Origin of the sequence: Streptomyces sp. NPDC047453 (genome assembly GCF_040643155.1) — a bacterium.
Taxonomy (GTDB): domain Bacteria; phylum Actinomycetota; class Actinomycetes; order Streptomycetales; family Streptomycetaceae; genus Streptomyces.
Genome location: NZ_JBEYTS010000065.1, coordinates 13,960 through 38,246, shown reverse-complemented (window position 1 = coordinate 38,246; position 24,287 = coordinate 13,960). Strand labels below are relative to the sequence as shown.

23 protein-coding genes and 1 pseudogene are annotated in these 24,287 nt (G+C 68.3%); 12 read left to right on the top strand and 12 right to left on the bottom strand.

Annotation, left to right across the window (positions count from 1 at the left end):
• The first annotated feature begins 359 nt into the window (after positions 1-359).
• Positions 360-1,347, top strand: a pseudogene (locus ABZ818_RS34045) (RNA-guided endonuclease TnpB family protein).
• A gap of 144 nt (positions 1,348-1,491) precedes the next feature.
• On the opposite strand, the gene ABZ818_RS34040 reads toward ABZ818_RS34045, so the two are convergent.
• The 3 genes from ABZ818_RS34040 to ABZ818_RS34030 form a co-directional block, all read right to left on the bottom strand.
• Positions 1,492-1,935, bottom strand: a complete 444-nt coding sequence (locus tag ABZ818_RS34040) for an alpha/beta fold hydrolase (RefSeq protein ID WP_361423397.1) — start codon at positions 1,933-1,935, stop codon at positions 1,492-1,494.
• Positions 1,936-2,205: 270 nt separating this feature from the next.
• Entirely contained in the window at positions 2,206-2,466 is a 261-nt protein-coding gene (locus ABZ818_RS34035; RefSeq protein WP_361423406.1) for a DUF202 domain-containing protein, read from the bottom strand.
• A gap of 54 nt (positions 2,467-2,520) precedes the next feature.
• Positions 2,521-2,946 (bottom strand): DUF202 domain-containing protein, encoded by a 426-nt coding sequence (locus tag ABZ818_RS34030; RefSeq protein ID WP_361423393.1) that lies wholly within the window; start codon positions 2,944-2,946, stop codon positions 2,521-2,523.
• A 203-nt stretch (positions 2,947-3,149) separates the two neighbouring features.
• Between ABZ818_RS34030 and ABZ818_RS34025 the strand changes: the two genes are divergently transcribed.
• Together ABZ818_RS34025 and ABZ818_RS34020 are read left to right on the top strand one after the other, a co-directional pair.
• On the top strand, positions 3,150-4,205 hold the full coding sequence (locus ABZ818_RS34025) for a sulfite oxidase (protein ID WP_361423390.1): 1,056 nt from the start codon (positions 3,150-3,152) through the stop codon (positions 4,203-4,205).
• A 394-nt stretch (positions 4,206-4,599) separates the two neighbouring features.
• Positions 4,600-5,043 (top strand): hypothetical protein, encoded by a 444-nt coding sequence (locus ABZ818_RS34020; RefSeq protein ID WP_361423387.1) that lies wholly within the window; start codon positions 4,600-4,602, stop codon positions 5,041-5,043.
• A gap of 124 nt (positions 5,044-5,167) precedes the next feature.
• Here ABZ818_RS34020 and ABZ818_RS34015 read toward each other — a convergent pair whose 3' ends face one another.
• Positions 5,168-6,382: a glycosyltransferase gene (locus ABZ818_RS34015; protein ID WP_361423384.1), complete on the bottom strand. Its 1,215-nt coding sequence runs from the start codon at positions 6,380-6,382 to the stop codon at positions 5,168-5,170.
• Positions 6,382-7,179, bottom strand: a complete 798-nt coding sequence (locus tag ABZ818_RS34010; protein WP_361423381.1) for a MerR family transcriptional regulator — start codon at positions 7,177-7,179, stop codon at positions 6,382-6,384. The genes ABZ818_RS34015 and ABZ818_RS34010 overlap by 1 nt, the downstream gene beginning before the upstream one ends.
• A gap of 239 nt (positions 7,180-7,418) precedes the next feature.
• On the opposite strand from ABZ818_RS34010, the gene ABZ818_RS34005 reads away from it, so the two are divergent.
• Both ABZ818_RS34005 and ABZ818_RS34000 read left to right on the top strand, forming a co-directional pair.
• Positions 7,419-7,550, top strand: coding sequence for a hypothetical protein (locus ABZ818_RS34005; protein ID WP_361423378.1), 132 nt, complete (start codon positions 7,419-7,421; stop codon positions 7,548-7,550).
• A gap of 79 nt (positions 7,551-7,629) precedes the next feature.
• On the top strand, positions 7,630-9,846 hold the full coding sequence (locus tag ABZ818_RS34000) for a S8 family serine peptidase (RefSeq protein WP_361423375.1): 2,217 nt from the start codon (positions 7,630-7,632) through the stop codon (positions 9,844-9,846).
• A 515-nt stretch (positions 9,847-10,361) separates the two neighbouring features.
• Here ABZ818_RS34000 and ABZ818_RS33995 read toward each other — a convergent pair.
• From ABZ818_RS33995 to ABZ818_RS33985, 3 genes are all read right to left on the bottom strand, one after another.
• A complete protein-coding gene (locus ABZ818_RS33995) occupies positions 10,362-10,655 on the bottom strand; it encodes a hypothetical protein (protein ID WP_361423372.1) in 294 nt (97 codons plus the stop codon).
• Positions 10,656-10,803: 148 nt separating this feature from the next.
• Positions 10,804-11,661, bottom strand: a complete 858-nt coding sequence (locus tag ABZ818_RS33990) for a serine protease (RefSeq protein ID WP_361423403.1) — start codon at positions 11,659-11,661, stop codon at positions 10,804-10,806.
• Between the two features lie 263 nt (positions 11,662-11,924).
• A complete protein-coding gene (locus ABZ818_RS33985) occupies positions 11,925-12,134 on the bottom strand; it encodes a hypothetical protein (protein WP_361423369.1) in 210 nt (69 codons plus the stop codon).
• Positions 12,135-12,379: 245 nt separating this feature from the next.
• Between ABZ818_RS33985 and ABZ818_RS33980 the strand changes: the two genes are divergently transcribed.
• From ABZ818_RS33980 to ABZ818_RS33955, 6 genes are all read left to right on the top strand, one after another.
• A complete protein-coding gene (locus ABZ818_RS33980) occupies positions 12,380-13,318 on the top strand; it encodes an ATP-binding cassette domain-containing protein (protein ID WP_361423366.1) in 939 nt (312 codons plus the stop codon).
• Complete coding sequence (locus ABZ818_RS33975) at positions 13,315-14,166, top strand: ABC transporter permease (protein ID WP_361423363.1); 852 nt, start codon at positions 13,315-13,317, stop codon at positions 14,164-14,166. The genes ABZ818_RS33980 and ABZ818_RS33975 overlap by 4 nt, the downstream gene beginning before the upstream one ends.
• Positions 14,167-14,198: 32 nt before the next feature.
• Positions 14,199-15,491, top strand: coding sequence for a histidine kinase (locus tag ABZ818_RS33970; protein WP_361423400.1), 1,293 nt, complete (start codon positions 14,199-14,201; stop codon positions 15,489-15,491).
• Positions 15,488-16,156, top strand: coding sequence for a response regulator transcription factor (locus ABZ818_RS33965; RefSeq protein ID WP_361423360.1), 669 nt, complete (start codon positions 15,488-15,490; stop codon positions 16,154-16,156). Before ABZ818_RS33970 ends, ABZ818_RS33965 begins: the two co-directional genes overlap by 4 nt.
• A gap of 413 nt (positions 16,157-16,569) precedes the next feature.
• Positions 16,570-17,760 (top strand): FAD-dependent oxidoreductase, encoded by a 1,191-nt coding sequence (locus tag ABZ818_RS33960; RefSeq protein ID WP_361423357.1) that lies wholly within the window; start codon positions 16,570-16,572, stop codon positions 17,758-17,760.
• Positions 17,761-17,770: 10 nt separating this feature from the next.
• The gene (locus ABZ818_RS33955) at positions 17,771-18,709 is read left to right on the top strand and encodes a sigma-70 family RNA polymerase sigma factor (RefSeq protein WP_361423354.1); all 939 of its coding nucleotides are present in this window, start codon (positions 17,771-17,773) and stop codon (positions 18,707-18,709) included.
• 544 nt (positions 18,710-19,253) lie between these two features.
• Here ABZ818_RS33955 and ABZ818_RS33950 read toward each other — a convergent pair.
• Positions 19,254-20,885 carry an ABC transporter substrate-binding protein gene (locus ABZ818_RS33950; RefSeq protein ID WP_361423351.1) on the bottom strand — a complete coding sequence of 544 codons (1,632 nt, stop codon included), beginning with the start codon at positions 20,883-20,885 and terminating at the stop codon, positions 19,254-19,256.
• Between the two features lie 571 nt (positions 20,886-21,456).
• Here ABZ818_RS33950 and ABZ818_RS33945 point away from each other — a divergent pair.
• On the top strand, positions 21,457-21,918 hold the full coding sequence (locus ABZ818_RS33945; RefSeq protein ID WP_361423348.1) for a pyridoxamine 5'-phosphate oxidase family protein: 462 nt from the start codon (positions 21,457-21,459) through the stop codon (positions 21,916-21,918).
• Between the two features lie 195 nt (positions 21,919-22,113).
• On the opposite strand, the gene ABZ818_RS33940 is transcribed toward ABZ818_RS33945, so the two are convergent.
• Genes ABZ818_RS33940 through ABZ818_RS33930 form a run of 3 tightly spaced genes read right to left on the bottom strand, consistent with a single transcriptional unit; the run spans position 22,114 to position 24,271 of the window.
• Positions 22,114-22,497: a VOC family protein gene (locus tag ABZ818_RS33940; protein WP_361423345.1), complete on the bottom strand. Its 384-nt coding sequence runs from the start codon at positions 22,495-22,497 to the stop codon at positions 22,114-22,116.
• Between the two features lie 59 nt (positions 22,498-22,556).
• Positions 22,557-23,189: an MBL fold metallo-hydrolase gene (locus ABZ818_RS33935; protein WP_361423342.1), complete on the bottom strand. Its 633-nt coding sequence runs from the start codon at positions 23,187-23,189 to the stop codon at positions 22,557-22,559.
• Entirely contained in the window at positions 23,186-24,271 is a 1,086-nt protein-coding gene (locus ABZ818_RS33930) for an S-(hydroxymethyl)mycothiol dehydrogenase (RefSeq protein WP_361423339.1), read from the bottom strand. The genes ABZ818_RS33935 and ABZ818_RS33930 overlap by 4 nt, the downstream gene beginning before the upstream one ends.
• Between the last annotated feature and the right edge of the window lie 16 nt (positions 24,272-24,287).

Sequence of the window (24,287 nt, the reverse complement as noted above, 5' to 3'; positions counted from 1 at the left end):
TGACCTTGATCACCAAGGCCAGAGTCAGACGAAGATCACCAAGTGGGTCACTTTTGATCCGCCGTCAGAGGGTCAGCGTTCGGCCGTCGTCGAGACAAGGCTGCTCTGACGTGCACTTTAGAGCGGGCGTTTTGCTGCTCGATGTACTGGCGGAGGATCGCCAATGGTGCTCCGCGGCATGATGCGGAGGAATACGAGGGTGACCGCAGGTGTCCGTGCATGATGGCGCGGTTGATCTGGCCGTGAACTCTCCTCCAGCCTTCGGCCGGGAGGTGCCCCCTGCCGTATCCGGCGAGCGGAGACGCCCGCCTGTAGTCGTTCGGCCCATCCTTGAGGCCGATCGTAGTAGCGTCCTGGTCGTGCAGCTCCGCTACAACTACCGGGCCTATCCGGACGCCTCCCAGTGCCGTGCGCTGGCGCGTGCGTTCGGGTGTGCCCGCGTGGTGTGGAACGACTGCCTGCGTGACCGGAAGGAAGCACACGCGGCAGGACGACGGCACGGTGTATCTGGCCAAGGTCGGCCATCTCAAGGTCAAATGGTCCCGCCGGCTTCCGGCCGCACCCACGTCCCTGACCGTCACCAAAGACAGCTCCGGCCGTTACTTCCTCAGCTTCGTCGTGGACACCGATCCGGACATCCTCCCCGAGCTGGAGACGGAATCCGGTATTCACCTCGGTCTGTCCGCCTTCGCGGTCCTGTCCGACGGCAGCAAGATCGACAGCCCCCGCTTCCTGCGCCGGGCGGAAAAGAAACTCAAGCGCCTTGGACGGGACCTGTCCCGCAAAACCAAGGGATCGAAGAACCGGGCCAGGGCCCGCATCAAGGTCGCACGCCAGCACGCCAGGGTCGCGGACCGGCGCCGGGACTGGCACCACAAGGCATCCACGCAGATCATTCGCGACAACCAAGCGGTGTACGTGGAAGACCTCGCGGTGTCCGGTCTCGGCCGTACCCGGCTCGCCAAATCCGTGCACGACGCGGGATGGTCCGCGTTCGTCCGCATGCTGGAGTACAAGGCAGTCAAGCACGGCCGCACCTTCGCCAAGGTGGACCGGGCCTTCCCGTCCTCCCAGGTCTGCTCGGCCTGCGGATTCCGGGACGGCCCCAAGCCCCTGCACGTCCGGAAGTGGACGTGCGCCGAGTGCGGCACCCTGCACGACCGCGACCACAACGCAGCCCGCAACGTCCTCTTCGAAGGACGCCGCATCGTCGCCACCGGACGGGCGGAGACGCCAAACGCCTCGTGGAGCGCCGGTAAGACCAGGACAAAAGTCCCGGCACAGCGCGTTGAAGCAGGAAGCCCCCGGAAGGGTCAGACGACCCAGGCCGGAATCCCTGGACTTTAGACCAGGGAGCACGTCAAAGATTTCAAGGCCCGGCAGCAACCCTTGAGATCGCAGCCCGCGACCCGTGCGGTCCGGGAGGCACGACGACCGGGCCGCACAGACGAGGTGCGGGGATTGTTCCCGCGCGGCTGTCCCTGCCGCCCGTCAGCTCGTCGCGCGTACCGCTTCGCGGATCAGGTCCGCGACCTCATTAGGATGGGAAAGGGCGACGGCGCGCGACGCGCCCTCGATCTCGACGACGGTCGCCTCTACGGACTTCGCGGCGAAGCGCTTCACCTCCGGGTTGATGGCCTGGTCCGCGCCTGCTACCAGCGCCCAGGACGGCTTGGTCTTCCATCCGGCGGCGGTGGCCGTCTCTCCGAAGGCCGCGGCGGCGAGTGGCCGCCGAGCCGCCGTGAGGACCTTCGTGACCGCCGCCGGCACGTCGGCGACGAAGACCGACGGACAGGCCTCCTCGGCCGATTCACGCGCTGACCACGCCGACTGGCAAGCCCGTGCGGCTTCCTGATCTGATTCCCTACGTATCCGGTGCTGGCCCAAGCGGATCGGCGCCGTCGCCGCCACCCTGGCCCGCTGTCCTGGCACCATCCGGGTGGACGTCCTCAGCGGGGGCGTGGAGTTCTCATGGCCTCCGGCGGGTCTCCCCTGCCGCCTTCGACTGGAGCGGCGGCCTGCTGTCCCAAGCCGAGTTGGTTGGGCTTTGCCCACCTCCTTGGGCTGGGGCCCCTGCTGAGCAAGGTCAGGCAGACCACCAGTCATAGCCACTCCGCTCACAGCCACTCCGCTCATAGCCACTCCGCCGACCTGAAGAGAAAGCCGCCTCGTGCGAGACAGAAGTATTCGGATCGCTCAATACGATCACAAGGCCACGATGAGGGCGGCCAAAGCGGTGAGCACGATGGTCGACGCGGTGAGGCGTACTGCGGGACGCCGTGCATTCGTATCGCTCGAGCGTGATCCTGTTGCGACGTGCCCTCGCCCAGTGGCCCATACCGCCAGGGTCATCACCAACAGGCGTGCCCCGTCGATCGGGGAGATCTTCAGCACGACGGCACTGACGGCCGTCAAGGAGATGGCCGTGCGGCGCCAGGCCAGCCAGGTCCGCTCCGGGGTCGAGATCTTCGAGATCCTCGGCGACAGTCGGGCGTGGCGATCTCTCGGATCCGGGCATGGTCAGACTCCCTTCGCAAAGATCACGAGGGCTGCTGCCAACAGGCACTCCGCGGCAATCACCAGGGACAGGATCAACGGCAGATGTGTGTGATGCAGAGGCCTGCCTGTTCGCGGCGCGCGCTGGTCTCGGCTCCATTCGACGTAGCTGATCACGGCGACGGCTGCGCCAAGCACGATCAGCGGCACGCCGATGGCACGGCGGCCCCAGGAGACTCCGGGGAAGGGCGGCAGGAGCCGAGTGACGGCCAGCCCTGTCGCCACCGGCGCCAATGCGGTGCGGCTCCACGCCAGGAACGTGCGTTCGCTGGCGAAGGTGCAACGCGGGTCGGGCTCGGCGCCCTCGTCGGTGTCCGCCCATGGCTCTCCTGAGCGGCGGGCGCCGGCGACGCCTCCAAGGCGGCGTCGGCGTCGAATCGGCCCAAGCACATTGACCGCCCCCCTTCCCGTGCGCGGGATGATGTGCCGCCCTTCATCAGGCTAGGAGACGCCGCGAATCTCTGCCGTTTCAGCACCTGCCGGCCCCCGCGCCGTCCATAGGCCACCGGCTTGCCCCCTGGCTGAGCGGGTTGGCGTCCGCGCCCAACGTGATGGACATTAACCTCATGGACATATGGGGCAAACGTGACGACATGCTCGTACACCAAGACGAGCCCTACAACGCCGAAACGCCTCCTGGCGCCCTCGCAGCCCAGATCACCTCCCTGGACACCTTCTACGGCCGCAACCACGCGCCGATCCCCCGCATCGACTCCGCGAGCTGGCGGCTGCGGGTGGAAGGTCTGGTCGATCGTCCCCTGGAGTTGTCGATGGACGAGCTGCGCCGCTTCACCGAGCGGAGAGTGGTGGCGACGCTGCAGTGCGCCGGCAACCGCCGCGCCGATCTCATCGAGGTCCGAGACATACCCGGCCAGGTCCCCTGGGGTCCAGGAGCCATCTCCACTGCGAGATGGAGCGGGGCGAGCCTGGCAGATGTACTGGCCAAGGCCGGAGCGCAGCCGGAAGCGGCCCACATCGCCTTCACCGGCGCCGACGTGTCACAGCAGGCCACCCCACCCCAGCCCTTCGGCGGCTCCATACCGGTGGCCAAGGCAACCTCCAGCGAGGTGCTCCTGGCCTGGGCCATGAACGATCAGGCACTGCCCGCCGCGCACGGCGCTCCCCTGCGCGTGATCGTTCCGGGCTGGATCGGCGCCCGCAGCGTCAAATGGCTCCAACGCATCAGCGCACAGGCCGAACCGACCGACAACTACTTCCAAGCCGAATACAGCGTCCTGCCCCCCGAAGCCGACCTCGAGGCTGTTGGACCGGGCGACGGCATCACCCTCGGCCCGGTCGCCATCCACTGCGCGATCCTGCGGCCCGGCAAGAACGACCACCTGCCCTCTGGACCGACCGAGGTCAGCGGGTTCGCCTTCGCCGGGGACGACCGAACCGTGGCACGCGTGGATGTCTCCGCCGACCACGGCAGCACCTGGACCCCCACGGATCTCGACCCCCCGGAGAACCTCTGGACCTGGCAGCACTGGCGCGCCATGGTCACCCTGCCCCCCGGTGAGGCCGAGCTCATCGCACGTGCCTGGGACTCCACCGCGGCCGTGCAGGCCGAATCCCCGGCGACCGTCTGGAATCCCAGGGGATACGCCAACAACGCCGCGGCGCACCTGCACATCACATGCCGTCCCTGACCGAACGCTTGTGCTGACCGCCCAGACAGGCGCCACGGCGAGATGTACAAGTCGTCGCAGCCAGGGGGCAGGTCCGGCCTAGCGGACGAGGCGGTCGCGCCACGTGTCGACGGTCATCCGGTGTGGGTGGCCCGGGGTCGCCGCGGCCTCGCTGTTGGGCAACGGCCGGGAGTAGTCGCCCCACCTGGGCCGGGTTGGGAACGGAAGCCGGGTCGACCCGTCATTGACTGCCGGACGTTCCATCTGAGCCCGTTGAGGGGGTTCTCCGTGAAGTATCCCCTCTCGACTGCGGTGTTGAGCACTTCGTCGAACGCGGCTCTCTTACGCCGAGCCGTCTTGGCCGCAGCCGCCTTACCATCCAGCTTGAGGCACAAGCTGACTCGGAGGGTACAGAATGGGTGCTTCGGCCTGGGACTACTACGTGCCGTACCAGGAAGATCTTGACGCCGCGCTGCAGGAGTTGCGGCACCGAGTGTTCCTCGCTGGTGACTACTACTGGGTGCGCGGTGGCGACTGGCTTCCTGAGGAGGAGCGCCGCCCGCAGCCTTTGACCCTGGACGAACTGTGGGCCGACGAGTGGACGCAGCACTCTGGAACCCACTCGATTCTCGATGTCTTCCACGTTCAACGGAAAGACGAGGTGCCCGAGGTCTGTGCGGTACAGCCGGTGACCGCCGAAGAGGCCCAGAGGGCCATGGGCGCTGAACGGCTGACCCGCGAACACGTTCCAGCGATCCAAGACCTCGCTCGCGAGCGCTGGTACGGCCGTTGCGCAGTACTGCACGACGACCACGGGACGCCACAGGAGATCTACTTCTGGGGTTGGTCTGGGGACTGAGCCATCCACCTCATCTCAGACTGGAGCGAGGCCGAGGGTGAGCCAGGTTGGAAAGGCTCAGTGATTCGGTATGGAGGCTGGCGGAGCACAGCGTTGAGTGACGACGGTGGGGAACGGATCGGCATCATCCGTTGGTCAGTTGCTGGATGGCCTTGAGGGTCTGGCCCGCTCCGTCCTCGGTCACCATGTGTTGCGCGCCTCTCGCGGCGGCTCGTGCGTATGTCTGCTGCTTCACGACTTGGTCGAGTGAGTCGGCAAGCCGTTCGGCAGTCAGGGATCGGAAGGGGATAGGGTCTGTGGCGGCGCCGAGGGCACCAAGTCGTCCCGCCCAGAACGGCTGGTCGGCGGTCACCGGCACCGTGACCGCGGGCACTCCCGCGCGCAACGCCGCGGCCGACGTGCCGGCCCCTGCGTGGTGAACCACCGCAGCCAGCCGTGGGAACAGTAGGGCGTGCGATACGTCCCCAATGGTGAGCACGTCGTCGCCGTCGGCCGCGAGTCCGGCACTGCCGGCTTGGAGTATGCCGCGCAGCCCGGCGTGGCGCAGGGCTCGCACGGCGATCTCGCTCAGCCGTTCCCCATCGCCGGCTGCCATGCTTCCGAAGCCGACGAGGACGGGCCGGGGTCCGGCACGAAGGAAGTCCTCCAGGCCGGTGGGCAGCCGTTCAGACGCACCTTGATGGGGCCACCAGGTGCCCACTACCTCCAGGCCGGAGCGCCAGTCGGAGGGGCGAGGCACCAGTGCCGTGCTGAAGCCGTGCAGGATGGGCCAATTCGCCTGTTCCTGCCGTCGGCGCATCGCAGCGGCGGACAGTGGCGGCAGCTTCAGGCGGTGGCGCAGCTTTGCGACCGCCTGCTCGTAGACGCGGTCGGCCATGCGAAGCGCGAAGCCTCCGGCCATGCGGTTGGCGGGACGGCCCAGCGATCGCAAACTCGTGACGATGGGCGGGAAGTCGCCGGTAGGTGCGGTGGGCACCAGGTATGCGCCCAGGCTCGGTATGCCCGTCGCCTCGGCGAGATGCCAGCCGAGCGGGGCGGTGGTGGCCGACAGCAAGAGCAGATCCGTGCCGTCGGCCACCGCGTCGGCGAATCCCTCGCCCAGTTCGGTGATGAACGCGGCGGCCGCGCACATCAGTTCACGTCGGCCCGTGACGCCGCTCTGGGCCCGCGGGTCGGCTGGCAGATGTCGGAACTCTAGCCCTGCGTCGTGCACGAGGGGCGCGAAGGCATCCGTGGTAGCAAGGGCGACGTCGTACCCGGCGCGGCGCAGTGCGGCGCCCAGCCCGGTGTAGGGCGCGACGTCGCCCCGCGATCCGGCCGCGGCGATCAGAACCCTCATCAGTCCTCCTCGGAATCGGTACGGCGACCTGCGTGGCGGGCCGTGTTGGCGTGGATCGCCTTGCACAGATAGGCGGCCAGCCCCGGGCGTTGCTGCGACGGCGGCACCACCAGAGCGAAGGCGCGCGGATCGGCGATGAAGTCGTCCGCGATGCGCCCGTGCATGTCGGGCGGACAGGAGGTGAACCAGCGTGCGATGTGCAGGCGGTGCTCCTCGGCGAGGTCCATGGCCCGCTCGCCGTCGTTCGGCTCCCCCTTGTCGAAGGCCGCGAGTAGCTCCGTGCGCCAGGCGGCGGCCTCGCCCATGAGCTGCCGCCAGTCCTCCTTGGTGTGGGCAGCCGCGCGCGCCATCGCCTCGCGCTGTCCCTCCGACTGCGCCCACTTCAGCTCCGCCTCGGTGGCATAGCTCAAGTCGAAGGTAATCTCACCGAAGACCTCGAAGCGTTCCTGAGGAGTCAGGGACACCCCGGTCTGCTGGACTTCTATCGCCCGTTCTGCCACCTCGGCCAGCCGCTGCAGCCTGGCGATCTGCTCACCCAACTGCCGCTGTCGGGCCCGCAGATGCTCCAGGACGTTCGACTGCGGATCCTTGAGGATCGCAGCGATCTCAACGAGGGAGAAGCCGAGCTCGCGGTAGAAGAGGATCTGCTGGAGACGGACCAGGTCAGCGTCACTGTAGAGCCGGTAGCCGGCGTGGCTGCGGCCGCTGGGCGAGAGCAGCCCGGCCTTGTCGTAGTGGTGCAGCGTACGCACCGTCACCCCGGCGAAGGCCGAGACCTGTCCCACCGAGTAGCTCATTCACCTGCCCTTTCGTCGTCATCCAGCCTTAAGCCTGACGTAAGGAGAGGGTCAAACCGTCTGGGGCCTTGACCCCGGATCTCGGACACTTGAGACGTGGATCTCGAGGATCTGAGAACGGACATCTTGCGGTCATGCACCCCCCCCGGCCCCGACCCAAGTCCGCCTCTGGCAGCCCGACTCCTGCTCAACCTCGCCCACCGACTCACCACTCTCACCACCCCAGGAGACAAGTCCTCATGACGCTGGCGGTCGACTTCGACGGAGTTTTCCACCCGTACTCCCGAGGCCGGCACGACGGCACCATCTACGACCCGCCCATACCCGGCGCGCTCGACGGCCTCCGCCAACTCATGGGTCTCGACGGATAGATAACGTGTCCGCCGAGGCCTTGAACCGCTCCTGAAGGAGGAATAGCATCCGGCGCGATCGATCTTGGAAGGGGTCGAAGTGCCGAACACAAAACGCGTGAAGCCGGCGCTGATCACAGCGCTGATACCGATAGTGGTGCTCGGCGTCGCCGCGCAGCCGGCGGTGGGGCAGGTGCCCGTGCCACCGCCGATCAAGACCTACGAGGGAGATCCCGGCCGGCTCGGCGACGCGGCGAGCTGGCGTACCCCTGAGTTCAACCGGGACTCCGGCCTGGCGTCGATGGGAGCCGAATTCGCCTACGCCGCAGGCTACTCCGGCACCGGGATGAACATCGGCGTCGTCGACTCGGGCGTCTTCGCCGGGCACGTCCGGGAACACGGGAGCCTGGACACGAACTACGCGGTCGGGGACCGCTACTTCTCAGTGGAGGCCCAGGGCGGCCAGACGGGCCCCACGCCGGGGTTCTACAACCCGGCGTTCAACGACAGTCACGGCACCCACGTCACCGGGACCATCGGTGCGAGCCGCGACGGCGTCGGCGAGACGCAACCGGCCGGGCCGGATGCCAACATGCACGGCGTCGCATTCAACAGCAACGTGTACATGGGCAACACCGGCAAGACGGACGGCGTGCTCTACGGTCTCCTGCCGGCGAACGCGACCGCCGCGCAGAAGCCGGACGACGCCTACATCGGCAATGTCTACCGGGCCGTGAACTCCGCCAAGACGGCCAACGGCGAGCCCGTCAGGATCATCACCAGTAGTTGGGGTAGCCAGCCCAACACGGAAAACTACAACACGTATGACACGCCGCCCGGCAGTCCGGCGGGCTTCGGTCTGAACACGGCATGGCGCCTCTGGTCCACTCCGGACGGCGTCGTCGACGCGAACGGCAACGCCGCCCACTGGCTGAACGGTGCCATCGAAGCCGCGCGTACCGGCACGGTCATCCAGTTCACCGCCGGTAACAGCAGCTACGTGAACCCGTCGCCGCGAGGCGCCGCGCCGTACTTCATGCCCGAGCTGGAGGGCAGCTGGTACACGACGTCGGGGATCAACCCCACCGTGGGGCGCACGTTCAACCCTGACGGCTCCGTCCTGGTCCCCGGCCAGCAGACGTTCAACCAGTGCGGCGTCGCGAAGTGGTCCTGCGTGACGGCGCCGGCCAACGGCATCAACAGCACGACCGTATCGGTCGTCAACGGCGTGCCCGAGCCCCGGTACGGCAGTGCGTCGGGGACGTCGATGGCCGGCCCGCACTCGGCGGCCGCACTGTCGTTGATCATGCAGCGCTTCCCGTACATGACCAACGAGCAGGCGCTCTACACGATGTTCACCACCGGCCGGCAGAACAACACGATCAATGACGCGGCGGGCAACGCCGTGCTGAACCCCACCGGCGGCAAGATCGTGCAGGTGCCGGACAGCCGCAACGGCTGGGGCACGGTCAGCCTGCGGGAGGCCATGAACGGCCCGGGCCAGTTCCTTGGGCCGTTCGTCGTCGACACGCAGGGGCGCGACGACGTGTGGTCGAACGACATCTCGGACGTTGCGATCCAGGCCCGCCAGCGGGAGGACGCCGCCGAGGCTGCCGCCTGGGCGGCGACCAAGGCCGCCAAGGGCTGGACCGAGGGACTGCCGGCCGACGCGAGCGACGCCGACAAGTCGGACTACGCCATCGGGGTCCGCCGTGAGCAGGCCCGCGAGGCCCGCGCCTACGAGGGCAGCCTCACGAAGCGTGGCGCCGGCACCCTGTTCCTCACCGGCAGCGAGACCTGGCACGGGACGAGCACCGTCCTCGACGGCAAACTCTCAGTCGTCGGCTCGCACGCGAGCGCTGTCGACGTGCGCGGCGGAACGCTCGGCGGCAGCGGCACCGTGGGTGGCAGCATCAACGTCGGCGGCGGCTTGCTGCGGCCCGGTCTCACGGCCGACGAGGCCGCGCAGATCACCAGCCATTCCGGCGCCGCAGGCAATGTCCTGAACGTCGGCGGGAACGCGACCATCGGCAAGCAGGGTCGCGTTGCCGTCACGATCTCCGGCGACCGGGACTACACGAGCGTCCGGGCGGCGGGAAACCTGGTGCTGGACGGTGAGCTGGACCTGGACGTGCGGGGCAAGCTGACACCGGGCACCGTGTTCACGATCATGAGCGGTAGCTCGATCAAGGGCGCCTTCCACGCACTGCCGGAGAACCGGGCCCTGAACGTGGGCGGTTACCTGTTCCGGGTGTCCTACAAGAACAACAGCATGACGCTGACCGTCATGGACGCGGTACCGAACAACGGGCAGTAAGCCGTGACCCGTTAACTCAACTCGGCTCAGGAACCCCGGGGAGAGTTCGCTTCGCCCGTTTTGATCACGGCGGGCTGGGAGAGGAGAACTACAACGAGCACGGCACATGTGGATCATGGAGGTGTCTACGCTTCAAGAACCGCAAGGTTGCCGTGCTCGTCTCTTCGTCATGCCCCACGCCGGTCACACTGATGGCACCGCTCCGGCTCACCCCGTCCTCCACCCCGGCTCCACCGCCGAGACTGCTGGACGGGGTCCGTCAGGAATCAGGGTCTGTCACGTAGTCGGGGTTGAGGTGGGCCGGAGAGGGATCAGGGGGTGTGACCCAGGTACTACGCGTCAAAGGGCAATGAATTGATCGGCCGATGAGTCGGCTCTCGTAGCGACACCCTCGCTCGTTTCGCCCCGGCCCTCATGGCTCATCCAATGGATGTACTGAAAGCAAGAAACCCCGTCCGCCTTGGGTTGGCGGACGGGGCCCATGGGCAGCGATCAGGCAGTGTGGCCCCGGTGGTTCACGGGGCCGGAACGCTGGTGCTGCTGACGCCGGAGGTGGCCGACAGCAGGAACATCGCCAGGAGCAGTCCCGCCACGGCGGCGACGGCACCCATGATGAGCGCGGCGCTGTGGATGCCGCGGTGCTCGGCGTCGCGTCGACGGCCGATCAGCGAGCTGCCGACTGCGGCAAGCCCGACCGGCACCGCCAGCAGGAAGTTGACCGTCAGGGCTGCCATGGATACGACTCCGAGCAGCAAACTCGCGGCGGCGTGGAACCAACCGGTGCGTGCGGTCAGCGCGGTGTCTGCCATGAGATCTCCTGTCCCAAAATGCGATTACAAGGTGCTGCACACATAGTCGACGGAGACCAGACCACTTGCGGCTCCCTTACGTCATCGAGGACGGCCGCCGCACAGACCTGCTCGCAGGCCGGTCCGTACGGCGTACGCCCTCTGCGGACTAGGCCTGGGGCTCGGGGAGTTCACATCCCTTGCGGCCCAGGTCGAACTTGCTGCCGTCGACGACGCACGGCACGATCCCGTAGGTCTCCTGCGCGTAGCGCGCGTCCTGGCGGACGGTGATGCGCCCCTTGCGGTCGACCTCGCAGGGGTTGTTGAGCGTGCACTGCTCGCCGTCCTCGTTATGGGTGTTGTTGACGGCGATCACGCTTCCAGTGTGGTCGTCGATCACCGGGGAGCCGGAGGTGCCGCCGATGGTCTGGCATCCGGGCGTGTAGCGCACTGAGTCCTTCCAGGTCCACCAGTACTCCTTGAGCTGGTTTACGAACCCGTCGACGGAGCACTTGTACTGCTTCTTCCAGTACCCCGACGCCACGGTGATCTCGGTGTTCTTGCGCGGGTGGCGCGGGTCGAGCAGCAGCGGCCGTACGTGGTAGGTGCTCTCGATCTCGGCGTAGGTGGTGGTCGTCCGGTACAGCGAGATGTCGGTGTCGGTCATCGTCGCGTACGAGATCTGGTCGGCCTGAAGCGTGCCGAGCACCCCGGCGTCCTCGTCGAGGAGTTTGAACGTGCGGGTGGACGGCCGGTCCACGATGACCTGGCCGGCCTTCGGGAAGCCGCCCTCGATGCAGTGCCCGTTGGACAGCACGAGGGCGGGGTCGTCGGGCTGTGACTGCGGGGTGCGCACGACGGAGCCGGAACAGTTGCTCAGCGCGACCGTGCCGGCGAACGTGACGGGTGCGTCGTTCGGTCTCGTGCGGGTGCCGGCGTCCCCGCCCGCGGTCCCGGCGACGGCGGGTGCCGCGCCCGCGCCGACGAGGGCGAGCGCGAACGCCGCGCCGGTGAGCGCCTTGCCGATCCTCGGTGAGCGACGTGTCGTGCGTGTCATCGGTGCTGCAGGTGACATTGGGTGGAGCCCCCTTGCCGACGCCGGGTGTGACGTCTGTAGCCGATGGTTGCCGTGCGCATTCTTCGGTGCCGATGGGCGGCGAGACAAGGGGTGGGATCAACTCCGTGTCCTGCCGCGGTCCGCGGGTGCGGCAGTCGCGCGCACGGGCCGGGCCCGGTGCACATGCGGTCCCGAACTCGCGCTCGGAGTGCGCGACTTGGTGTTCTCCCAGGTCACGTCGGCTCCGGCGGGGTCGCCGGAGCGGCAGGCGGGGGACCGAGTGCCGGCTCAGCGCACCCCGTCCGACCGGAACTGACGGCGGTGGAGGACCAGTCGATCAGCTCGGAGCCGACTCCGGCTATCTCCATTGCCGGTCGCAGGCCCGGCGTCACCTCGCGGGGCACCGTCGCCAGGCCCAGCTCCTCACACACCTCCGTGGTCATCGTGAGGGTGTAGGGCGTCCCGGCCGCGACGACGTGCTGGTAGATGTCGAGCGCCGATGACGGCCGCCCGTGTCACTGGTATCCCGGACCACGCCCCGCCGCCAGCGAGGCTGTAGTACCCCGGTACCACCTGCCTGGCCGTGTTCAGTCCCCGGTACCACCGGATCCGGCAGATCGCGGGCTTAGCGTGACGGAGAAGGCGTCAGGCGTACAGGGCGCGCCGGAGTCCGAAAGAGGGAACGCGAATGATCGAGGTACAGCAGCTCACCAAGAGGTACGGGGAGAAGACAGCCGTCGCCGGGCTGGACTTCACCGTGAAGCCGGGCACGGTGACCGGCTTCCTCGGCCCCAATGGGGCGGGCAAGTCCACGACGATGCGCATGATCGTCGGGCTTGACGCGCCGACGAGCGGCTCCGTCACGGTGAACGGACGACGCTACGCCCGCCACCAGGCGCCGCTCCAGGAGGTCGGGGCGCTGCTGGAGGCGAAGTCGATCCACCCGGGCCGCTCGGCCTACAACCATCTCCGGGCCCTCGCCCTCACTCACGGCATCCCGCGCCGCCGGGTCGACGAGGTCATCGACCTTGCCGGTCTTGGCAGCGTCGCGAAGAAGCGGGCCGGAGCCTTCTCCCTCGGTATGGGCCAGCGGCTCGGCATCGCGGCCGCCCTGCTCGGCGATCCGCAGACCGTGATGCTCGACGAGCCGGTCAACGGGCTGGACCCCGAGGGCGTCCTCTGGATCCGGAACCTGCTCACCTCCCTCGCGAGTGAAGGGCGCACGGTGTTCGTCTCTTCGCACCTGATGAGTGAGGTGTCCCTGGTGGCTGATCACCTCATCATCGTCGGGCGTGGACGGTTGCTGGCGGATACGACCGTACGGGACCTGGTCCGCGAGGCCGGCGGCGACGCCGTGAAGGTCGCGACGGACGACCCCGCACGGCTGCGGGAGGTACTGGCCGGATACGGCGTGGAGATCACCGGCCGCGTGGGCTCCGAGGAACTGCAGGTGACCGGGCTGTCCGCCCGCGAGATCGGGCTGAAGGCGGCCGAGCACAGGATTCCGCTGTTCGAGCTGACCACGAAGGCGGTGTCGTTGGAGGAGGCATTCATGGAACTGACCAGGGACGCCGTGGAGTACCACGGCTCCACGACCGGCACCGAGACCTCCGGGAGCGCGGCATGAGCACCCTCACGGCAACCCCGGAGTCCCCCGAGACCGCTCAGGCCGCGCCGGTCCGCCCCGCCTACCGGGTGACCGGACGGCGCGTGCTGGCCTCGGAGTGGGCCAAACTGTGGTCTCTGCGCTCCACCTGGATCACTCTCGGCCTGGGCCTGCTGTTCCTCGTCGCCTTCGGCGTCATCGCCGCGAGCCGCTACAAGTCCGGGATCGACTCCGGCCGCCCCATGCACGGCGACTTCGCCGACGCGACGGCCGTGAGTCTGTCCCTCTTCGGCACGAACTTCGCCCAGTTGGCCCTCGGCGTGCTGGGCGTGCTGGTCACGGCGGGCGAGTACTCGACCGGCATGATCCGCTCCACCATGGCCGCGGTGCCGCGCCGGCTGCCCGTGCTGTGGTCCAAGGCGGCTGTGTACGGGCTGGTCGCGCTGTTGATCGCCACCGTCGGCGCGTTCGTCGCCTTCCTCGTAGGCAGCCAGGTCGTCTCCGGCACGCCCGCCGCCATGGGCCTCGGCCACGCCGGTGTCCTTCGCAGTCTGCTGGGCGCCGGGCTCTACCTGGGCCTGGTCGGCGTGATCGGCAGCGCCCTGGGCGCGCTGCTGCGGTCCGTGGCCGGCGGTATCTCGGTCCTGGTGGCCGCCCTCATGCTCGTACCGGGATTGATCTCCCTGCTGCCCAGCTCATGGAGCGGGAACATCGACCCCTATCTGCCCAGCCACGCCGGCGAGTCGATCTTCGCCCTGACCCACGACTCGACCACCCTGTCGCCGGGCGCCGGGCTCTGGGTCTTCCTCGGCTGGACGGCACTGGCGCTGGCCGCAGCGGCGTACCGGCTGCGGCGCAGCGACGTCTGAGCAGCCACCCGCATCATGGGTTCGTGAACTCCGTGACCACCGAAGATCTCAGCGGGATGGGGCCGCTGGTCGCCCGGCTCGGCCGGGCCGGCCAGTGGCTCCGGCATGCCGACCGGGCCCGTCCGTGGGTGCTGGACACCGCGGTCGTGGTGCTGGTCTTCCTGATGTTCTGCCTGCCGGACCTGCTGCACGCGGTCGGCGCGATCGACGGGGAAGGCGACGGCCCGCGCCGCTTCCGCCTGGTGTTCACCCGGTTGCCCGTGGCGGGCATGCTGGCCCTGCAGGCCGGGCTGGTGCTGCCGCTGCTGTGGCGGCGGCGGGCGCCCGCCGCCGCGTTTGGCGCCATCGCGGCCGTGTTCGTCCTCCAGTGGTCCCTCGGCGCCGCGCTCCGTGCGGACGTCGCCCTCTTCGTCGCCCTGTACAGCCTGGCCCTGCACGGGCGGCTGCGGCAGCTGCCGTGGGCCTGTGCGGCCACGGCGGGCGCGGTGGGCCTGGTCGCGGCACGGGTGTCGGCGGCGGTGTCGGTCTGGGACGCGCTGTTCTTCCTGCTCAGCACGGCGACCGCGGCCCTCGCACTCGGCCTGATGATCCGTATCCGGCGGGCTCAGCTGGCCGGGCTTCGGGACCGTGCGGCCCGGCTGGAGATCGAACGCGACCAGCGTGGCAGGCTCGCAGTCGCGGCCGAACGAGCACGGGTGGCCCGTGAGATGCATGATGTCGTCGGCCACAACCTGTCCGTCATCATCACGCTCGCCGACGCGGGTGCCTATGCCGCCGGGGTCGCTCCGGAGCGGGGCAGGGAGGCCCTCCACCTCATCGGCGACACCGGTCGCAAGGCCCTGGGCGAACTGCGCCGGGTGCTCGGCGTGCTGCGCGAGGTGGACGGCCCGCCGGCCGAGCCCGAGCTGAGCCCGCAGCCCGGTCTGGCGGACATCAACGCGCTGTGCGAAGGGGTGCGTGCCGCCGGCTTGGAGGTCGTCTACCGTACTGCCGGAGACGTCGACGCCCTCGACAGCGGGGTCCAGCTCACGGTCTACCGCATCGTGCAGGAGGCCCTGACGAATACCCTGAAACACGCCGGCGCCGGCGCGCGTGCGAACCTGGCTATCGCCGTGGAGGACACGCGGCTGACCATCACCGTCCAGGACTCCGGCCCACTCGTCCCGGGCGACCGTCCCAGCACGGCGAACGAGGAAGGACACGGCCTGGTGGGCATGCGGGAGCGAGCGGCTCTCTACGGCGGATACGCAAGCGCGGGTCCTGCGGGCAGCGGCTGGATGGTACGGGCCGCACTCGACCTCACTCCCCAGGGCGGTGCCCGGTGACCACCGTGCTCGTCGTGGACGACCAGCCGCTCCAGCGGTACGGCTTCCGCATGCTCCTGGACTCCGTGCCCGAAACGGAGGTGGTCGGCGAGGCCGCGCACGGAACGGAAGCGGTGCGCAAGGCCGCCGAACTCCGGCCCGACGTCGTCCTCATGGACGTACGCATGCCGGGCATGGACGGCATCGAGGCCACCCGCCGCATCGTCGCCGCCGGCGATCGCTCGCGCGTCCTGATGCTGACCACGTTCGACCTGGACGAGTACGTGTATGCGGCTCTGCGCGCCGGAGCCAGCGGCTTCCTCCTCAAGGACGCCCGCCCCGAGGAACTTCTTGCCGGCATCCGGGCCGTGGCCGTCGGAGACGCTGTGATCGCCCCCGCGCTCACCCGCCGTCTCCTGCACGAGTTCGCCCGTCTCGTGCCACTCGGCGGCGACGGCTCCGCTGAGGACCCGCGCTTGAACTCCCTCACCGACCGTGAGCGCGAGATCCTCGTCGCCATCGGCAAGGGCTGGAGCAACGGCGAGATCGCCGCCCGCTTCGTCCTGTCGGAGTCCACGGTGAAGACTCATGTCGGCCGTGTCCTGGCCAAGATCGGCGCCCGCGACCGCATCCAGGCGGTGATCTTCGCCTATGACCACGGCCTGGCCCGGCCTCATGGAGACTGAGCGGCGACGCCCTTTGCGAGCCTCCAGGGCGCAGCTACGGCGGGCCAAGCGCCGCGCGCCTCGGCGGCCGTCTCCGGCACGGAGGACATGGTGATGTTGTAGCCCGGGTGGCCTGTCGGTCTCGGTTCCACGGTCGTCATGGTCATCGTCAACGACTTGATCGGGGTGGCTTGGGGTGGCCTGTCCGCCTGCCCCGGGGGGACACCTGTGGGTGGGGCGCCGCCAGGGCGCGTTCACGGGGGCTGACAACTGGTTGGCCATCGCCTCGTTTCGACTGTCCACGACAGGCCCAGGCGCCTGTCGGAGGCTCAGTCGCTCGTCTTGGTTCGGTGACCCGCGTCACACCGGGCTCCTGTCAGCAATCGGGGCGCCGTCTCGTTCAAGGGGCACGCGAACGAGACAGGAGCAACGCCATGAAGCACCGCATCGTCGTACTCGGCGCCGGATACGCCGGGGCCTTCGCCGCCGGAAATCTGGCCCGCCGACTCTCCCCCGCCGACACCGTGATCACCGTCGTCAACGCCGCGCCCGACTTCGTTGAGCGGATGCGGCTCCACCAGCTCGCGATCGGCCAGGACCTCGCGTTCCGCAAGCTCGCCGACGTATTCGCGGGTACCGGGGTGCGGCTGCGCCTGGCGCGCGTCACCGGCGTCGACCCCGAGCGCAGGGCTGTCGCCGTGACCGGCGAGGACGGCGACGGCGAGCTCGCGTACGACACGCTTCTCTACGCGCTCGGCAGCTCCGTCGCCCACCACGGCGTCCCCGGCGTGGCCGAGCACGCCTTCGATGTGACCGGCCGGTCCTCGGCGCTGCGTCTGCGCGAGCGCCTGGCCGGCCTGGACGGGGGCGGCACCGTGCTGATCGTCGGTGAGGGGTTGACCGGCATCGAGACCGCCACCGAGTTCGCCGAGTCCCGGCCCGACCTCTCCGTCGCGCTCGCCGCCCGCGGCGAGCTGGGCGCCTGGCTCTCCCCGAAGGCCCGCCGTCACCTGCGCCAGGCCTTCGACCGGCTCGGCATCACCGTCCACGAGCACACCGGCATCGAAGCCGTGGAGCCGAGTCGGGCGATCGCCGCCGACGGTACGTCCATCCCGGCCGACGTGACTGTGTGGTCGGCCGGGTTCGCCGTGCATCCCATCGCGGCCGCCAGCGGTCTGGAGGTCGCCGAGACCGGCCAGATCGTCGTCGACCGCACCATGCGCTCGGTCTCGCACCCGGACGTCTACGCCGCCGGTGACTGCGCCTACGCGATCGCCGAGAACGGCCGGCCGCTGCCGATGTCCTGCGCCTCGGCCGGCTTCACCAACATGCAGGCGACCGCCGCGATCATCGCGCGCCTGACGGGCAGCAAGGTCCCCACCACCGGGCTGAAGTACCTCGGCAACCACATCAGCCTCGGTCGGCGGGACGCGATCTTCCAGATGGTGGACGGGGATGCCCGGTCGAAGTCCTGGTACCTGGGTGGCCGGACCGCCGCGCGGCTCAAGTCGGGCGTGCTCAAGGGGGCCGGGTGGGGCATCGCCCACCCGACCTTCGGCATGCCGAAGCGCAAGCGTCGCCTGGCCACCGCGTCTGACCTGGTCGGTGTGAGGGCCGCCGCATAGGTTGTTCCGCATGGACAGTGCAGCCATCGATCGGTTCGAGGCCAGCCGGGGCCGGCTGGCCTCGCTCGCGTACCGTCTGCTCGGCTCGGCGGCCGACGCCGAGGACGCCGTACAGGATGCGTTCCTGCGCTGGCAGGCCGCGGACCGGGAACGTATCGAGGTGCCGGAGGCGTGGCTGACCAAGGTCGTCACCAATCTCTGCCTCGACCGGCTCCGCTCAGCGCAGGCGCGCCATGAGCGCGCTGTCGGAGACTGGCTGCCCGAGCCACTCCTTGAGGGCGACCCGATGCTCGGCCCTGCCGACACCTTCGAGCAGCGCGAATCGGTGTCCTTGGCCGTACTGACCCTCATGGAGCGCCTCTCGCCGGTCGAGCGGGCCGCTTACGTCCTGCGCGAGGCCTTCTCGTACCCCCACGCCGAGATCGCCGGGATCCTCGACATCACCGAGTCCGCGAGCCAGCAGCATGTCCACCGGGCCCGACGCCGGGTCGTCGCCGAGCGCCGCGGCGGCGACGAGGTGGACCCCGTGTCCGCGCGCAGGGTCGTCGAGGAGTTCCTCGCCGCCGCCACATCAGGGCGCACAGAACGGCTGGTGGCGCTGCTCACCGACGACGTGACGGCGGTCTCGGACGGCGCCGGACTGGCCAGGCGGCTGCTGCGGTACAAGACGCGCGAGCGCGTCGCCTCCTACGTGCGGGCCGGCTTCAAGCCCACGCCGGCGAAGCGGCGGCTGGCCGGCGGCTCCCCCGCGTTCCACATCGCGCTGGTCAACGGCTCCCCGGCCGTCCTCGCCGTGGTAGTCGACCGGGTCGTGGGCGCCGTGGTGTTCGAAGTCAGCGACGGCAAGGTCGCGTCCCTGCGCGGCATCGCCGCCGCGGACCGGCTCGCGCGCCTCAACGAGGCCTGGCGGCAGCACGAACCCGACACGCCGATCATCAACGCATGGTGACCAGAGCCACCGGAACCCAGTGACCTGAGTCTGCACAGTGGCCAACTACGCCGTCGACCAGGGCATGCGCTGAGAGCCACTGCACGTCCTGCTGCGCGACCGCGATGACATGTACGGCGAGACCTTCGACGCGGCCTTGCAGCCGAAGAGATGGAGATCCTCAAGAGCGCGCGGCGAGCGCCGCGGATGAATGCCCACCGCGAGAGGACCATCGCCATCCGGCGTGAGGCCCTCGATCACGTCCTCATCGTGGACGAGGCTCACGCCCGACAGGCCCTGGCCACCCACAAGAAGCACTACAACGAACGCCCGCCCCCTCCCCCTGCTGCCCGCTCCGGTCGAGGACCCGGACCGGATCGCCCGTCTGGACATACGACGACGAGCTCGGCTTGGGGGCACCCTCCACGCATACCAACATGCGGCCTGACCAACACGGATGAGGTATTCGGCAAGCGCAGGACAGTACGTGCGGAAAGGGCCCCCAGCCGCTGCCGTTCCCCAGGGTGCGGTATCGCGCACCCCGGGACGAACGGGCTGTTTGTGGTTACTTCTTGACCTGAACGCCGGTCAGGACCGGGTCACCGTGCTGGTCGTACTGGACTCCGGTCACCTTCTCCGAGTAGCCGGCGTTGACCTTGTAGTACCAGAGCGGGATGGTCGGCATGTAGTTGACCAGGTTCTTCTCGAGCTCCTGGTACTTCTTCTCCGACTCCTCCAGGGAGCCCGCGCTGTCGGCAGCGGCGATCTCCTTGTCGATGGTCTTGTTGGAGAAGCCACCCTGGTTGCCGTCCGAGTGGGTACCGAACAGGTCACGCAGGAAGTTGGCGTTGAACGGGTAGTCCAGCACCCAGCCCGAGCGGTACAGCGACTTGACCTGCTTGTTGTCGCGCGCGTTCAGGTCGGCCTGGAAGTCGGCCTTGGAGTCGCCCACGCACTTCACACCGGTGGCGTTGGTGATGGAGTTGCAGACCGCCTCCACCCACTCCTTGTGGCCGCCGTCGGCGTTGTACTGGATGGAGATGGCGTTGCCCGGAACGCCACCGCCCTCCTTGATGAGCTCCTTGGCCTTGGCCGGGTCGTACTTGGTGACGTCGCCGGCGGCGTTCGGCTGGTAGCCCATAATGCCCTTGGCGACCCAGCCGGTGGCCGGCTCACGCGTGCCCTGGAGCACGGTCTTGGTGATCGTGTCGCGGTCGATCGCCATCGACAGGCCCTGGATGACCTTGGGGTCGATGTCCTTCCACTGCTTGGTGTAGTAGGCGACGGCGATGGTCTGGATCGCCGAGTACGCCTGGTCCACCGCGCGGTCGCCGAGGTCCTGCTTGTAGACCGGCAGGTCCTTCGGCGCGACCTGGCGCAGCACGTCGACGTTGCCCGACTTCAGGTCCTCGTAGGCGGTCTCGAGGTTGCTGTAGTTCTTGAAGACCACACCGCCGTTCTTGGCGGCGTTGGGGCCCTTGTAGTCGTCGTACTTGGCAACTTCGATCTGCTTCTTGTGCTGCCAGCTGACGAACTTGTACGGGCCGTTGCCGATCGGGTGCTCGCCCGCGGCCTTCGGGTCCGCGTAGAAGGACTCCGGCAGCGGGTCGAAGACCGAGTAGCCGAGCTTGTACACGTAGTACGGGATCGGCTTGCTCAGCGTGATCGTGAAGGTGCTGTCGTCCACGATCTTCAGACCGGACATCTTGTTGGCCTTGGGCTTGCCCTTGGCCGGCGCGACGTCGTCGTAGCCCTGGATGTCGGAGAACCAGAAGCTGTTGGTCTGCTTGTTCGCCGGGTTCGCCGCCCAGTTCCAGGCCTTGACGTAGGACGCCGCGGTCACCGGGCTGCCGTCGTGGAACTTCCAGTCGGGCTTCAGCTTGACCGTGAAGGTCTTGTTGTCCGTGGAGTCGATCGACTGGGCATTGACGTAGACGGTCTTGCCGCTCTGGTCGTAGTCGACGAGCCCGGAGAAGACCGACTTGATGACCATGCTGCCGTTGGACTCCATGGTGTTCGCCGGCTGCAGCGGGTTCTGAGGCTCACCGACCTCGACCGAGAACTTGCCGCTCGGGTCGACCGCGGCCTTGTCGCCATTGCCCTGGTCGCCGCCACCGCCACCGCCGCCACAGGCCGTCACGCCCAGCGCCACAACCGCGGCCATCGCAACCCACTTGGCGCTCTTGGCACCACGCATGGGGCTCCTCCTCATGAGTCCATTGGTTCACCGCATGGAGGGACACATGACGCATCACCGTTACCGGTGCCTGAAATCGTCAGGTGGACCCTCGTTGATCCGAGCTCTACGCGCCTAACTATCTCCATCCGGACGGGAACGAACCACACCTTCAAGGTCTCGATTCGAGTTCTTCGTCGTGGGCATGCCGAGCATCGGGCCTGCTATGACCCCTCTACGGTGCTTTGCGCTGCGTCAATCGACGTCGTTCACTGTCGGACCACGCGCGAAGCGCCCCGTGGCGAACGCCTGGATCACCATCTTCTCGTCGGTCTCGTAGAGCCGCTGTTCAGTGTGGGAGAGCTTGGCTTCCTCCCCCGCTCAGGTCTTGTCCGGTCGGTCATGTGGCAGCCACCAGGCGTGATCACGAGCCAACCATTACCGGAGACAAGTGTGACTGTGCACTTCCGCCGGCCGCCCTGAGCACCGAAGTTGGTCGCCCCAAGCCAAAAGCTGAGGGGTTCATCGGTCGCTGGGAGTAGGTCCTGCGCCTCAGGCGCGCTTCGCGCCTGCTTGGCTAGGGTCGGTCCTCATGGAGACCACAGGAATCGTTCGTCGCCAGACGGCGGAGCGTATGCGCGACGCTCTGGAGCGGCTCGTCACCGAGCGGGATGTATGGGTGTCGACGGCTCACCCTGATCACGGGCCGCACCAGGTGCCGCTGTGGTTCTTGTGGGATGGGCGAGCAGTGTGGATGTGCACCAGCGCCACTTCCGTGACTGCGCGAAACGTCCGCAAAGAGCCGCGCGTGCGCCTGTCGCTACCGGACACCTTCGACGTGGTGCTCCTCCAGGGTGAGGCAGAGTGCTTCCCGGACCAGGAAGTGCCCGGAGGCGCAGCGGAGGCGTTCGCCGACAAGTTCGGGTGGGATCCACGCGTGGAAGAGGGTTCCTTTCTGTATGTACGCGTGATCCCGAGGACTGTGCGCGCTTGGCGTGGCGAGCCGGAACTACGCGGGAGAGTCATCATGCGCGACGGGATGTGGCTGGAATAACGGCCGTCCCCCGCCGACGCGCCTCTCTCGGATCACGATCTACAGCTGGAGTACTGGATCCGGATCAGTCACATGATCGGCCGGACAAGTCCCCGCCGGTAGCACCGGCAGATTCCCCACCCTTCGGGGTGGGGAATCTGCTCCTCAGCGGAGGAACGTCCAGTGCTCGAGAGCGGCCTGGACGGCGCGTGAGCGTCACGAATTCATGGCGGCTCGGTCGGACTCACTGCGCAGAACGCAGAATTCGTTGCCTTCGGGATCAGCGAGGATTGCCCAGCCTGAACCATCGGGATTCCGGTGATCGGCGACAAAAGTGGCACCGAGGCCCAGCAGCCGGTCCACCTCCTGATCGCGCGAGGTCTCAGGGCGCAGACACAGATGGATCCGGTTCTTGATCGTCTTGGCCTCGGGCACCTGGTTGAAGTACAGCACTGGCCCCTCCGCCAGCAGCACCTGGATCTCCCGGTCACCCGGTCTGTCCTCCGGATGCAGCGGACGGCCAGTCACACTGCTCCAGAACCGAGCCAGCTCGTAGGCATCCGCACAGTCGATCGCCACGTTCTGCAATACCGAGACCATGCCCGCGAGCCTTCCTGATCTCCACGCCAAACGCCAGCGAGTTGCGCCGGGGCCAAGGCTCAGTGGCCGCGGCGGATCCATTCATCCAGGTGGGGTGCTTCGTTCTGGATGGTCGTGGTGTCTCCGTGTCCGGTGTGGACGAGGGTGTTCTCGGCCAGGGGGAACAGTAGGTCGCGGATGGACGTGATGATCGTCGGGAAGTCCGAGAACGATCGGCCTGTTGCACCTGGTCCACCGGCGAACAGGGTGTCGCCGGAGAACAGAGCGTGGGCCTCGGGCAGGTGGAGGCAGACCGACCCGGGCGAGTGTCCGGGGGTGTGGATCACTTCCAGGGTCGTCCCCGCCACGGCGATCCGTTCGCCGTCGACCATCTCCTGGAACGTTCGGCTCGGGTGGGTCATCTCCCACAGTTGTCGGTCTGCCGGGTGCAGCAGGACCGGGGCGTCAAGGCGGTCGCCAAGTTGGGGCGCGACCGAGATGTGGTCGTTGTGCCCGTGGGTACACACGATCGCTGCTACGTGGCGGTTGCCCACCCCTTCCACGATCGGGGCGTGGTCGTGGGCCGCGTCCACGACGACGACGTCGTGGTCGTCGCCGATGAGCCAGACGTTGTTGTCGACGTTCCACGTGCCCCCGTCGAGGGCGAAGACCCCGCTGGTGACAACGCGTTCAATACGCAGGGCGCCGCTCACCAGACCACCACCGAGCGCAGCACGCTGCCGGTGTGCATGGTGTGGAAGGCTTCCTCGACCGCGTCGAGGCCGATGCGTTCGGTGACAAATTTGTCCAGCGGCAGCCGGCCTTGCTGGTACAGGTCGACGAGCATGGGGAAGTCCCGTTCGGGCAGACAGTCGCCGTACCAGGACGACTTGAGGCTGCCGCCGCGGGAGAAGAAGTCGAGAAGCGGCATGTCCAGGCGCATGTCCGGGGTGGGGACGCCGACGAGGACGACGGTCCCTGCGAGGTCGCGTGCGTAGAACGCCTGCTTCCACGTTTCGGGGCGGCCCACGGCGTCGATGACGACATCGGCGCCGAAGCCGCCGGTCAGCTCCGCGACCGTGGCGACGATGTCCTGGTCGGTGGCGTTGACCGTGTGGGTCGCGCCGAGCTCTCGGGCCCATGTGAGCTTCTGGTCGTCGCGATCGACAGCGATGATCTTCGAGGCGCCGGCCAGTCGGGCCCCGACGACCGCGGCGTCGCCCACGCCGCCGCAGCCGATCACCGCCACCGAGTCGCCCCGGCTCACGGCTCCGGTGTTGACCGCCGCCCCGAGTCCTGCCATGACACCGCATCCCAGGAGGCCGACGACCGCGGGGTCTGCGGAGGGGTCCACCTTGGTGCACTGTCCTGCATGGACGAGGGTCTTGTCGGCGAATGCGCCGATGCCCAGGGCGGGGTTGAGTTCCGTGCCATCGAGCAGGGTCATCTTCTGGGCGGCGTTGAACGTGTCGAAGCAGTACTGCGGGCGGCCTCGCTTGCAGGAGCGGCACTGCCCGCACACCGCCCGCCAGTTCAGGACGACGAAGTCGCCGGGTTTGATGGAGTCGACGCCTGCTCCGACGCTCTCGACGGTGCCGGCCGCCTCGTGGCCGAGCAGGAAGGGATAGTCGTCGCTGATCCCCCCGTCCCGGTAGGTGAGGTCGGTGTGGCAGACCCCGCACGCCGCCACGGCAACGACGACCTCGCCCGGACCCGGGTCCGGGATCACGATGTCGGTGAGCTCGACGGGAGCTCCCTTCGAACGGGCGATCACGCCGCGGACCTGCTGAGGCATCGGAACTGTTCCTTCG